This window comes from Sunxiuqinia sp. A32 (genome assembly GCF_052690465.1).
The window spans coordinates 1-13,298 of record NZ_JBQYLI010000011.1; the positions used below are offsets into that span (position 1 = coordinate 1).

Below are 13,298 nucleotides of genomic sequence, written 5' to 3' on the forward strand. Positions count from 1 at the left end.
AAAAAGATGGAAGAATTATTATAAAAAACAGATAAATTTGAATATATAACCTGTAAACTTTTTTTAGGACGAGTCAAAACAAGTTCAGCTCATCATTTTTCGAATCCTCCTTGGGTAATTCCGGGTAGTCAAACTGGTTACTGGCTTCGGGGATATTGCCTACGGCATTCTTCCCGCGGAGTCGCCGAACAGTATGGGCAGAGAGTTCTTTTTCGTGGAACGGTTTTATCAAATCAAGGATGCGTTTTTTATCGGCTTCCGACTTTACCTCCACCGACAGCCAGTCGTTAATAGCCTCTTCGGGCAGGATGAGTGGCATGCGCGGGCCATCCAGCTTGGGATTGTTATGGATACGGGCCATGAGGTCGTTTCCCTTCGTGGTAACAATGGAGAATGTTTTCAGCTTCTCGCCCGTTTCCTTATTCTCCCACTCCGACCAAATGCCACCCAAAGTCATGGGTTCGTTATTACTGTTATGAATGTAGTAGGGGAAGGTTTTGCCCTTGTAGTGGTAGTGCTCGTAAAAACCGTCCACACAAATGAGGCACCGTTTATCGTGAGCTGATTGCTTGTATGACCAGGTTTCAAACATGTCCTCGCCCCGGGCATTGAGGGTTTTGTTCCAGATAGCCATCTGTTTGGTTTCATCTTTGGTGTTTTCGGGCACGAAACCCCAGCGCGCCAGAACCGGATCGTCGGGATGTTCCTTTGTGTAAATCAAAATAGCGGGATGCTCAAAACCCGAGCAGTGAAACAGGTCTTCGGCCCCCATTTCCCGAAGCTTTTCCACAATTTCCTTAATCTTCTTCTTATCATTCAGGCTTTTCGCCCGGTTAAGTTGGGTATATAAGCGTGCTTTGACATCGTAACACATGATTGCAATTTTTAATGATACTATTGCTAAAGAAAACAAAAACAGCGAATTGAAGGTTCAGCGAGCATTGCCAATCCAACCCCGGGTTAAACTCCGGGGCTATAATATCTCAATCCGTTGGGGTCATTTTAACTTGTCTTAAAATAGGGTTACACAAAAACGATGAAAGCCATGGATTATGAGTAAGAGGATTGAAAAAATGAAAGGCTTGACATTCTGACTCTCCCCTGACTTGGATACAATCCTTCCAGGTTGATCAAACTCTTCCCCTCTCAAACAGTAGAGAGGGGCAAAGCAAGCTTGGGGTGAGGCATAATTATAGTTTCATGTTAAAATAAGCTCTTGGTAGTTAACCTATTCATCGATTCGATTCCATGTCGTTAGGCAAATGATCAGGTCTTCTTTGCTGATATTCATCATTCATTTTCATAAAAAAAAGTGATTACTTGAATACTGCCCCAAACAGGCTGAAAGCCTTGATATGTAACATTCAATCGTAGTCATTATGGAAACAGAAGATCAATTTGAAATCAGGAAAGCATTCCAGAAGCTGGGAATCAAGTCTGTAAACGATGGCATCTGCACCGGCACAGAATGGTTCCCCGGAAGCGGCGAAGAACTTAGTTCGTGGTCACCGGCAGATGGACAAATCATTGCAAGGATCAAACAAGCCACCCTGGAAGATTACAAAATAGTGACCGATACTGCCAAGTCAGCATTCCAGAAATGGAGAAAAATACCCGCTCCGGCGCGCGGTGAAATTGTCCGGCAAATTGGGTTGGAATTGCGAAAGTACAAAGAGCCTCTAGGAAAGCTCGTTTCCTACGAGATGGGGAAAATCTACCAGGAAGGGCTTGGCGAAGTTCAGGAAATGATTGATATCTGCGATTTTGCAGTGGGGCAGTCACGGCAACTTTACGGGTACACCATGCACTCTGAAAGAAGGAATCACCGTATGTATGATCAGTACCACCCACTGGGCATTGTTGGAGTCGTTTCTGCTTTCAATTTTCCGGTTGCAGTTTGGGCGTGGAATACCATGCTTGCGTTGGTTTGCGGAGACGTAGTTGTATGGAAACCATCTTCAAAAGTGTTGTTGTGCGCCATTGCCGTTCATCAAATTATTTCCAAAGTTTTACAGGAAAACGAAGTTCCCGAGGGAGTTGTCAACCTGGTGGCAACCAGCTCAAAATATTTGGGTGATGAGCTATTTAGCGATAAAGACATTCCTTTAATTTCTTTCACCGGATCAACAAAGGTGGGCAAAAAGGCAGGTGGTTTGATCGGAAGCAGGCTTGGAAAAGCCATCCTTGAGTTGGGTGGAAACAATGCCATTATTGTTACTCCAGATGCGAATATGGATATGGCCATTCGGGCAATTGTTTTTGGTGCGGTGGGCACCTGCGGACAGCGTTGCACCTCAACCCGACGAATTATTATTCACGAATCTGTTTACGACAGTTTGAAAGACCAATTAATTGCCGTTTACCAAAGCATCCGAATTGGTCATCCGCTGGATTCAAAAACACTGGTTGGCCCCATGATTGATAAATCAGCGGTGGAGAATTATTTGAATGCGCTGGATCAAGTGAGAACCCAGGGAGGAACAATTCTTTGCGGCGGAACTGTAAAAGAAGGCCCGGGTTATGAGTCGGGTTGTTATGTGGTGCCGGCCATTGCCGAGGTTCAGAATCACTATCCAATTGTTCAGGAAGAAACCTTTGCACCCCTGCTTTACCTGATCAAATACATTTCTTTGGAAGAAGCAATTGCTTTGCACAACGACGTGCCTCAAGGATTGTCATCGGCAATGTTTTCCAACAACCTGATGGAAACGGAGCAGTTCCTATCGCATGAAGGTTCTGACTGTGGCATCGCAAACATCAACATTGGCACATCCGGAGCAGAGATTGGCGGTGCTTTTGGCGGAGAAAAAGATACCGGTGGAGGCCGCGAGTCGGGCTCAGATGCATGGAAAGCCTATATGAGGCGACAAACAAATACCATCAACTTTAGCACCGATCTTCCCCTGGCACAAGGAATTGAATTTAAGGTATGAAGAAAATCTTAATCATAGGAGCCGGACGTTCGTCCACCAGTCTGATTAATTATTTGCAAAAACAATCATCAGATTATCACTGGGAAATTACCATTGGTGATATGAATATTGAAGCTGCCAAAAGGCGGTTGGGAGAGGCCGTGCAGATGATTCCTTTTGACATCAACGATGCGGAAACCAGCAAACAATCCATCCGAAAAGCTGATTTGGTTATTTCTATGCTACCTGCACGATTTCATATTTTGGTGGCAAACTACTGCCTGGAATTTGGGAAAAACCTGCTTACTCCATCTTATGTAAAAGATGATATGAAAGCATTGGAACAGGAAGTTCGAGATAAAGGGCTGATATTCCTTAACGAAATGGGACTTGATCCCGGGATTGACCACATGTCGGCAATGAAAGAGATTGATTCTCTGAAAGTTGCCGGACATCAATTGCTCGGATTTGAATCGTTCACAGGCGGGCTGATTGCCCCTGAGTCGGACAACAATCCCTGGCATTACAAGCTAACATGGAACCCACGCAATGTGGTATTGGCCGGTCAGGAAGGAACTGTTAAATTTCTGCAAGAGGGCAAATACAAGTACATTCCGTACAACCGGGTTTTTAAACGGACGGAACGTATCAATATTGAAGGATTCGGGGCTTTCGAAGGTTATGCCAACCGGGATTCGTTAAAGTACATTGACCGCTATCATCTTCAGGGTGTGCCAACTATTTACAGGGGAACGCTTCGGCGTCCCGGATTTAGCAGGGCATGGAATGTCTTCGTGCAATTGGGAATGACAGATGACACTTACGAGATGAAGAACATCGACCAGATGACGTACCGTGACTTTGTAAATTCATTTTTGTATTACCACCCAAGCGACTCCGTTGAAACCAAGCTTTTCCATGATCAGCGAATCGATCAGGATTCCAGTATCATTGTCAAACTAAAGTGGCTGGGCATTTTTGACGATACTCCGATTGGTCTGAAAAAGGCTACTCCTGCGCAGGTTTTGGAGAAAATCATCAGGGAAAAATGGAAGCTCGAACCCGATGATAAGGATATGGTGGTTATGTGGCACAAGTTTACCTACTTAGATGCTGTAACAAAAAAGCGTCTCGTGAAACACTGTTCTCTTGTTGTCATTGGTGATGATCAGATTTTTACAGCGATGGCTAAAACCGTTGGATTGACCATGGGAATGGCTGCAAAACTGCTCTTGACTGATGAAATAAAACAACCGGGATTGCTCATTCCCACGCTTCCTGAAATCTACGGTCCAATCCTCGACGAGCTGGAAAACTATGGAATTAAATTTCACACAATTCTAAAAAAGGATCACAGATGATCGATAAACTGTTGGATGGTTATTTGCTATATACGATAAATTCAATCTTAAGAATCAATTCATTTAAATTCTACCCAATATGAAATCAAATAGAAATGAAATTTTGACCGCCCTTTTGGATGCCCTGTGGAAAAAATACCTCAAACGGGTTTCTTATGCAAAAACCTATGTCGGTTTGGTTAAGGAAAAAGGTGGGAAAGTGGTAAACGACCACATCGCATTTCGGACATTCAATACCAATACTGGCGAGCAACCATCGGGAATTGAAGCCATACGCCACATTTTCCTGGCGCTTGGATACCAACCTGCAGGACACTATACGTTTAGACAGAAAAAATTGAACGCTATTCACTTTCAGCATCCCAATCCGCTATTTCCCAAAATATTTATCAGTCAGCTTGAAGTCGCTGAACTACCAGGCTGGGCACAGAAATTAATTGATGAACAGGTTGAAAACTCCCCTTACCTGTTAACGAGCCAGGCTGAGAAAGAAATTCGCAAACTGACCGTTGATGGTGAATTGGAAAAAAGCGAAGCCGAACATTTGCTGGATGAGCTTCCCGGCTATTTTACCCGTCCGTGGGGTATTCCTAAGCAAAGGAGTATTGAAAAGCTCAATGAAGTTTCACAATACGCAGCATGGACCCTTTTACATGGTAATTCGGTTAACCACTTTACGGCCTTTATTAATTTTCAGGAGGTGAAAGAATGGCCCGACTTACAAACGACCTGCGAAGCACTTGCCGAAGCTGGCGTCCCTATGAAAGAAACCATTGAAGGGCAAAAGGGCAGTAAGCTGCAGCAATCCTCAACACAAGCGGTAAGCGAAATGGTTGAAGTGACTACAGTGGATGGTTCCATTGGAAAAATACCGTGGACTTACGCCTACTACGAATTGGCAGAACGTGGCTTGGTTGAATCCAATGGGAAGCAGATCATGTTCTCCGGATTCCTTGGCGAACAAGCCACCCACCTGTTTGATATGACCAGCAAAAAATAGCAACTGATTATTTAGGAGGTGACTTCAAGTCATCCCCTAAATAATCTTTTTACTCTGCCGTTTGCTTCTTTCTCAATATTTCATTATTTGTCAAGATGCCACGTGCCAAATTTTTAAGATTTTTCCAAATCGCACATTGCCATGCCTCCACTTTTTGAATTTCTAAGCAATGGCGCGATGCCATGGCCTAACTTTTTGAAATTTGGATGAATGGCACCATCGTATAACGAAATCCCCCATCCGCACCAGTGTTCATAATTATTTTATAGTAAGTTTTTGATCTGGGTCAGTTACAGGATTGAAATTTTGTAAATTAGGAACTGATTTGGAAAAACTACAAACTGCCCCAATCTCGAACAAACGAAATTTATTGGTGGTTGGCTTTTTATTGAAAAGACCGAGGATGGTTTTAAATTTTTGGCTAACCCACATCTTCGGTTTTTGAAAAACCGATTGGTAAACTTGTAATATCGAACAATGACGACAGATGAAAAAATAGACCAAATCTTATCTGATATTTGCAAATCAGGTAAATACTGTATTGATTTCAAATCAGGCTCCCATTTTTATCAAAATAGGGAATATTTAAATTTAATGATCACAACCTATAGATTGTTGACAACAAATATTCAGAGACACTTGCATCTGACTTCGTTAGGTAAAAAGGTCTGTCGAAAAGGTGGATGGCTGAAATACAATAAAAAGAAGAAAAGAAATAAAATCATCTATCGAGCTATAACATATACAGGAATATTAGCAGGATTATTTTTTGGATGTGTTCAAACGTTTCACTTATTTTTAAATAAAGAAAAAACAATATCCATTGAATCAGAAGAAGTAAAACCAAAAATAGAACTTCAAGAGAATCAGAATCAACTTGATTCCATCAAAAATGAACAATTAGATTCTTTAAATATTTAATAAGATTCATAATGACTTGATATTAAATCGATAGCAAAACTAAAAAATATAAAAATGCAAACAGAACAAATATCTGAGGAGACGAGCGGAGTATTCTTTACGATAAGAGAATTTATTGACACTCTTGAAGAATCAACTGATAGTAAAAGTCAAGTAAGTGGTATCTTAACTCTTTTAAAATCAATCATTCAATTATTAGAAGCAGGTGGCAATGTCAGATCCCATCAAAGTGAATTTCTTAATAGCCTTAATGAATCTTTACAGGCTAATGTAAAAGTTCTTGTTGAACATGATCAGAGAATCACCAAACTAAATGAATTAGTTACTGAGATTGCTAAAAGTGCAAGCAGTCTTAGCCAAAAAGTGAAGAAACTTGCAGAAAATACTGCAAAGCTTCCAGCAATTAACGTAGATAATTTATTAAAAACATTAAATGAACATGCTGATGAGATTAATAAGAATACTACTTCTATTATTGAGATTAAAGATAAATTGGAATTCCCATAGTTAGCTTGGAGCTGCGATCCGTGTTTTGTATGCAAAAGCAAGTAAGTTTGAGTGATGGAACAAGAAAATTCTTAAAGTTGACTATCCCTGTGGGAAAGGAGGATTTCCGCCAACTTTTCTTCAGCTCAAAAGCTGAAACACGAATTTTCTTTATTAACCTCTCTGTCAGTCAGTCGACTGATATCTCCTCTTTTGGGGGACTGTGCAAGGGAACCTCGCTGTAAGCGACGAGGAATTATTTGATTAAAAAAGAATAGCATATGATTTTTGAAATCCCCGGAAATGATACTATTGAAATAGAAAATGTTGTATTGGACTACAACGGCACAATCGCAATTGACGGCAAGTTGATTGAAGGTGTTGCTGCATTAATAAATGAGCTATCCGGCAAACTAAATTTTCACGTTTTAACAGCAGATACTTTTGGGTCGGTTGAAAGAGAGCTAGCTTCTGTAAACTGCAAGGTGGTTGTTATTCCGAAGGACAAGCAGGATGCTGCCAAGCTGGATTATGTGCTGGGTTTGGGAAAAGATAAAACGCTTTGTGTCGGAAATGGTAGAAATGATAGGTTGATGATGAAGGAAGCAGTCATAAGTATTGCTGTTATTCAGGACGAAGGTGTTTCTGTTGAGTCATTATTAGCTGCAGATATTGCCTGTCATTCAATCATAGATGTTTTTGCATACTTCAAATCACCAAACAGGCTCAAGGCAACCTTAAGGAATTAAAAACTTTTAAATAGTATATGAACGCTTCCTTCATAAGCTAGCGCGGATCTGCGAACCATGTTCTGTTTGAAAAACAAAGAATAGTTTTGAAATACAGTTATCTAAAATGGCAGTGCAATTAGGGGCTCAGCATAAAAAACCTTATCAAATAAAGTAACCTTAGTAGCTTGAGGCCACCTCAATAATCAACCTTATTATTTTTTCTATGAGAATAGAATACAACAACTTGTACACTCATTATATATTTTCAACCTTCCAAAGGATTCCCCTGATAAAAGAAAAAAACCGGGTGCGAGTTGAGAAGTACATCACAGGAATAGTCAATAACAATTCCTCAAAATTATACGCGATTTATGCAAACCCGGAACATGTTCATCTTCTCGTGTCACGGTCACCTTCACTATCAGAAGAAGAGTTAGCTACTATAATTGCAGACAGTTCTGAACAATTCATCAATCAAAATAACCTCTCTACAGGAAATTTTAAGTGGCAACAATCGGCATCAGCATTTTCTGTGTCAAAATCTGATATTGAAAACGTTTGTAAGTATATTCTGAACCAGCCCCATCATCATAAGAAAACCAGTTTCGCAGAAGAATATCAAAAATTTGTTGATCATTATCAACATACTTTGAAGAAATAAGGTCAATAAGGTTCGGTATCTTTGGGCTATTAAATCACTACTGAGGTTACTTTATTTGATAAGGTTTTTAATTCGTTTCAGCAAGCCTTATTCTTTATTGTTGACTTCTCTTTAGCGCGGATCTGTGGACAATGTTTTAATTAAAGTCAAATTCGATGATTGTACTGAGCAAAGAAAAATACGTGTTAGACGGAATCAAAAAGGAGGTTTTGTGGAACGAGTTAGATAAAATTACTGCTGGTCAGAATGTTAATCCGGAGATCAGTTATTCAACTCAATATTTCCCGAGTTTTGATAATATTTTTGCAGGAAGAAAGCTTGGCAATTCCTTTTCCATTTATTTGTACAAGCCTAAAATAAACGGCTTTAGAACCGAAATACTGGCAAAAGGAACCTTACACGAAGAAAAAAATAAGATTCGAATAGATTGTTCGTTTGAAATACCATTCGGTAGTTTAATGAAATTCTTAATCCTGGGATTTATCTTTAATGTCCCATTTTACCTTTCCTCATCAACGGTAGGTTTAATTTTTAGTTTCATCATCGTTGCGATTTACGCTACTATCATTTCAGCCAACCATACAGATATCAAGAAAACACTGTCAACTCAATTGAAAAGGATTGAACAAGAAAATATTCATGCTAAGGTTTAAAGTTGAATGAATTACATCCATAACTGGCACTGGTAGGTAAATCATCAAGTGGTAGTAGGCTCATATACAAGCCATAAACTAAATCTGCAATCGCATTGTTGTTTAAAGAAAAAGATGATGAAGCGACGTGATTTTATAAAAACAACAGCTGCCAGCATGGCCGGGATGTCTATGGCTGGTATATCCTATTCTTTTACAAAAAATGGTATTCCATATCGTACATTGGGTAAAACCGGATTGGAAGTCTCTTTGCTCAGTGTTGGAGGAGCACACATTGGTAAAAGGTCTGTTACTGAAAAAGATTCTGTAAAAATCATCCGAGAGGCCATTGATAATGGGATTAATTTCCTCGATAATGCATGGCACTACAGCGAAGGACGAAGTGAAGAACTCATGGGTAAAGCCTTGCGGGATGGTTATCGCGAAAAGGCTCTGCTGATGACCAAGCACCATGGCCGCGATCCGAAAATAGCTCAGGAGCACCTGGAAGCCAGTTTAAAACGATTGCAAACGGACTACCTTGATTTGTGGCAATTTCATGAGATAGAAAGTCTTGATGCTGTTGAAAGAATATATTCGAGTGGTGTACTCGATTATGTGCAAAAGAAGAAAGAGGCAGGCATTATAAGGCATATTGGTTTTACCGGGCATACACGCCCCGATATCCACAAGGCAATGCTTGATAAAGGTTTCGATTGGGAAACAGTTCAAATGCCAATCAATGTTCTGGATCACCATTATCTGAGCTTTTCACAGGAAATAATTCCAATCCTTCGAGAAAAAAATATTGGAATTATTGCAATGAAAACAGCTGCATCAGGGGCAATTGTGAATGAAGGGATTGCAAGCATTGAAGAAAGTTTGCGTTTTGTGATGACTTTACCGGTTTCAACGGTCGTTTCGGGAATGGATAAAATAGAATATCTGCGACAAAACCTTGAAATTACCCGCAATTTTAAACCGATGACAGAAGATGAAATTGCTTCGCTATTAAGCAAAACATATAGCTACGCTCAGGGAGGAAAACACGAGTGGTACAAGGACAAAGTGTAAGTGCAATTTTGTTTTCTCTGCTAGCACAGCTTTGCAATTCAAGTATTGTTTGCAAAGCAAACACCTTAACACGTTCGAATTGATTTGAATTGCTACATAATTGGGTCCAGATTGTAGATCTGCATTCGCAGAGCTTACATTCAATAACAATCTACATGTAAACAGGATCTCGCTGCTCCCGCTGCTTTCTATCTTTTGATTTAATGTATATAGGTGGATATTTCAGATTCTTGAAACTCTTCTTACCATTCGGTTTTGTAAACAAGTTTACCCGGGCGATAAAAAATTCGTGCTTGCCGTTGTCAATTGACATCGGGCGATCAACTACGCCAAGTTCCAATTCTGAATTAAAAAATTCATTGAAAATAATATTTACAGAATCTTTGCTTTCAACTAAATATTTATGAAAAGTTCGGGTGGTATGGTCTTCGATTGTTATTAGAAATCCATTATGGGTGGTTGATTCTAATTTTTCAGCTGTTGGGCAAAATGAAAAGAAGAACACTGCAATAACAAGAACAACAATAATTTTCATAACCAGTGAATTAATTTTTTAAGTCGTTTATTTTATGTTTATCAAACCATCAATCGCTGTCAATAAAAATAGAAAACTTGATTGATAAAAGAGATCAAACAGCCTAAAATCGAGTAGTTAATAAACAATCTAAATAAAAATTTAACTATTTAAATATGTGAAGCCATCATATTAATAGTACATATTATTGAACCTTATAGTTGAAAAAGCTATTGTCTTCATTTCCAACAACCAGGTTAAAGTATGAATTAGAGCGATTGAAATAACCGATACTGAAATCAGTATTTCCGTGCAGAGGGAATCCTTCATAAATATTTCCGTTAGAGTTTACTAAGTAAACGCGGTTTTCTTTTCTACAGACTACGCCAATTTTTCGGTCTGTATTGGAAAAGATATAGAGGTTTGGTCTTTCGGAGATCGCTGAATTAAAGCGTCGTTCCAACAATTTCTTCCCTTGATCTGAAAAAGCATATAGCTTATTATCATCGGCAAAAATGTAGTCACTTTTACCGTCAGCATTAACGTCTCTGGCAAGGAAAAAATGATCCTTTCCAAAGCTTTCAGTTTTTAGAGTTTTAGAAGCGCCATCAAAATATTGGAGATGGATTTCACCATTGATATCGGTAGTCGCAATAGCAGGTGTCGTTCCTTTAGTCAGGAATAGATCATTTCCTGAGTGCTCGAAATTCCCCGCAGTTTTAACCCTTATATTACCTTGCCTGTCCAGAATGTATGTTTTGTATTGGTCAGCACAAACAATATAATCTTTCATGTTCACACGAAAATGTTTGATGGGTTGACTTACCAGGTTATCAGTTCCTCCAAATTTCCATCCATTGACAATTTTACCTTCCCGATCATACGCATAAACCTTTTTATTCTCACAGGCGATAAAGAAGCGATAATTGCGGTTGTTATCGTAGTCAATTAATGCCACCCCATTGCTTGCAGGAGATCGGAAATTAATTGGGAAACGAGCAACATTATTACCATTCCTATCGATCAGGTAAAGCTTATCTTTGGTGTTGAACAGGTATTGCAGCTTGCCATTTCGGTAGAAATCGACCTGGTAAATTTCACTCATAATTTTGCCAGGTAGTTTTACTTTCCACAAGCGTACACCCTCTTTGTTGATGAGGTACAGATTGTTTTTATTGTCCTGAATAATGACTTCCTTGTTTTTAGGATCATTGTGATTGTCGACTAATTGAGGTTTGATAGCCACAGTGCTATCAAGTTTGCTTTGCCAAACGGTTTGTGGTTCTTCTTTTAGCACCGGATCAAACTTTAGGTACAGGTTATTTAAAAATTGCCCGGAGTTACCAGAGAATTGCCAGCCCAAAGCATGAAATTTGCGAATAGATTCCTCATTTTCTTTCAGTACTTCGCTAAATTTTTCATTCAAATAATAATCTTTTAAAAAGAATGCTTTCGAAAAATTCAGGTATAAATAGAAGGTAGATTTTGATGCTAATTGCTGTTCGAATTTTTTATAATGAATGTCCCTGTCAAGCGTTTCGGATAGCACGAGATCGTGAATATAGTTTTTGATAGAAGAAACATTATCCGAAAAGATCAGGTAATTTTCGTAAAAACACAGGTAATTACTTTGAGAACCTGTAAATGCTTTGCCAAAAAGTAGTTGGGGTAAGTTCGCAAATGGAAATTCATAAATATCAAAAGATTGTTCATTCTGAATTTGATAGCTGGTTTTCAAATCTTTTAATGTTCTTTTTTCGCTTTTTGCATTATTCTCGAGCACTTTTAACAGTCGTTCTCTGGCTTGCGACTGACTTTTTACGCTTGCGATAAAGAATCGATTTGAAGTAGGTTGATTTTGCGTGACATTTCCAAAAACCATAGCAAAATTGTCATCAGCAATTTCGGTGAAAAGTTTGATGAAATTACTTTTGCCGGCTTTTTCAATTTTTTGCAATTCAGTTTCCCGGGTGTAAAAGTCACCTTGTTTTTTCAGGAATTCTTCATAATCCTGAAAGAAAACGGATAAATCATCCAGGTTTAAATTGATAAAGAAACTGGCGTTTGCCGAAATTACGTCTTCCATTCCCGATCGACCTGCTTCCTGTTTTCGAAATACATTCAGATAGTTATTATTGGAGTCATTTGAAAAGCTGAATCCACCCATTAACAGGGACGTTTCATCGATTGTTACATCCAACTCAGACCAGTCGGCAAACTGCCCAAATGCATTGACAGACTTTCTGAAATCGCGGGGAATAGCCCGGCCAATTAATTGCGGAAATTTATCGTGGTTAAAATAAAGGTTGAAATCGGAACTGGTTCCAACAGTGCCGTATAAATCCTTAAATTGTTTTTGATTGAGTATGTTTTCTGCGGAGAGTTGACGGGTTGCTTCTTCAACAAACAGAGCATAATGGCTAAACAGAAAAACACCATCTTTAACTGCAAAATGATATTCTTGCTGATCATTGGTCCATCGATAAATTTCAACATCGTCATACATACGTTTGGTGAATTTACCAGTCGGATAGTTATTAATCAGGCTTAAAATTTGGTTTCTTTCCGAACGGTCGTTCAGGCTGATAGCGATTAACGAACCAATTTCATCTTTCCCAGCAAAATTGAAAGAGATAACTGCTGCTTTGCTTTGAAATAGTTTTCGAGCTGTATTATTATCCTTGAATAGATTTCTTAACACATTTATTTCCTGGAAGAATTTTGAAAGCTCATTGATGGATTGAAGCTCTTCAATCAAGGGAGTTTTCTCATTGAGTTCGTTCAGAAAATCTTTAATCTGGGGAACTTCAACAATTAGGGGCGTATGAAGTGGAACGGCTTTAAATGCTGAATTTTCTGAATAGTTTTTACTTTGATTGGTAAGATAAATGAAGAAAGCACCAACCAAAATAACTAAAATAAGAATAGCTGGAAAGACAAATTTACGCATAAACCGTGTTTTAGCTCAAAAATACAAAGAATGCTAAGTAGAATAAAAGGTTGACT

12 protein-coding genes are annotated in these 13,298 nt (G+C 39.0%); 9 read left to right on the forward strand and 3 right to left on the reverse strand.

Annotated elements, in window-relative coordinates; genetic code table 11:
• Positions 1–73: 73 nt before the first annotated feature.
• The gene (locus ACUNWD_RS12335; protein ID WP_445588121.1) at positions 74–874 is read right to left on the reverse strand and encodes an SOS response-associated peptidase; all 801 of its coding nucleotides are present in this window, start codon (positions 872–874) and stop codon (positions 74–76) included.
• 505 nt (positions 875–1,379) lie between these two features.
• Here ACUNWD_RS12335 and amaB point away from each other — a divergent pair.
• From amaB to ACUNWD_RS12380, 9 genes are all read left to right on the forward strand, one after another.
• Entirely contained in the window at positions 1,380–2,933 is a 1,554-nt protein-coding gene (amaB, locus tag ACUNWD_RS12340) for an L-piperidine-6-carboxylate dehydrogenase (protein WP_445588122.1), read from the forward strand.
• Entirely contained in the window at positions 2,930–4,273 is a 1,344-nt protein-coding gene (locus tag ACUNWD_RS12345) for a saccharopine dehydrogenase family protein (protein ID WP_445588123.1), read from the forward strand. The genes amaB and ACUNWD_RS12345 overlap by 4 nt, the downstream gene beginning before the upstream one ends.
• A 79-nt stretch (positions 4,274–4,352) precedes the next feature.
• Positions 4,353–5,273: a DUF1338 domain-containing protein gene (locus tag ACUNWD_RS12350; RefSeq protein ID WP_445588124.1), complete on the forward strand. Its 921-nt coding sequence runs from the start codon at positions 4,353–4,355 to the stop codon at positions 5,271–5,273.
• 477 nt (positions 5,274–5,750) lie between these two features.
• Positions 5,751–6,194, forward strand: a complete 444-nt coding sequence (locus ACUNWD_RS12355) for a hypothetical protein (RefSeq protein WP_445588125.1) — start codon at positions 5,751–5,753, stop codon at positions 6,192–6,194.
• A gap of 54 nt (positions 6,195–6,248) precedes the next feature.
• Positions 6,249–6,701, forward strand: a complete 453-nt coding sequence (locus ACUNWD_RS12360) for a hypothetical protein (protein WP_445588126.1) — start codon at positions 6,249–6,251, stop codon at positions 6,699–6,701.
• A gap of 260 nt (positions 6,702–6,961) precedes the next feature.
• Complete coding sequence (locus ACUNWD_RS12365; RefSeq protein WP_445588127.1) at positions 6,962–7,429, forward strand: HAD family hydrolase; 468 nt, start codon at positions 6,962–6,964, stop codon at positions 7,427–7,429.
• A 205-nt stretch (positions 7,430–7,634) separates the two neighbouring features.
• Entirely contained in the window at positions 7,635–8,072 is a 438-nt protein-coding gene (locus tag ACUNWD_RS12370) for a transposase (RefSeq protein WP_445588128.1), read from the forward strand.
• Between the two features lie 155 nt (positions 8,073–8,227).
• A complete protein-coding gene (locus ACUNWD_RS12375) occupies positions 8,228–8,725 on the forward strand; it encodes a hypothetical protein (protein WP_445588129.1) in 498 nt (165 codons plus the stop codon).
• A 114-nt stretch (positions 8,726–8,839) separates the two neighbouring features.
• Positions 8,840–9,778, forward strand: a complete 939-nt coding sequence (locus ACUNWD_RS12380) for an aldo/keto reductase (RefSeq protein WP_445588130.1) — start codon at positions 8,840–8,842, stop codon at positions 9,776–9,778.
• A 151-nt stretch (positions 9,779–9,929) separates the two neighbouring features.
• Here ACUNWD_RS12380 and ACUNWD_RS12385 read toward each other — a convergent pair whose 3' ends face one another.
• Positions 9,930–10,313: a hypothetical protein gene (locus ACUNWD_RS12385; protein WP_445588131.1), complete on the reverse strand. Its 384-nt coding sequence runs from the start codon at positions 10,311–10,313 to the stop codon at positions 9,930–9,932.
• Positions 10,314–10,497: 184 nt separating this feature from the next.
• On the reverse strand, positions 10,498–13,242 hold the full coding sequence (locus ACUNWD_RS12390) for a hypothetical protein (protein ID WP_445588132.1): 2,745 nt from the start codon (positions 13,240–13,242) through the stop codon (positions 10,498–10,500).
• Between the last annotated feature and the right edge of the window lie 56 nt (positions 13,243–13,298).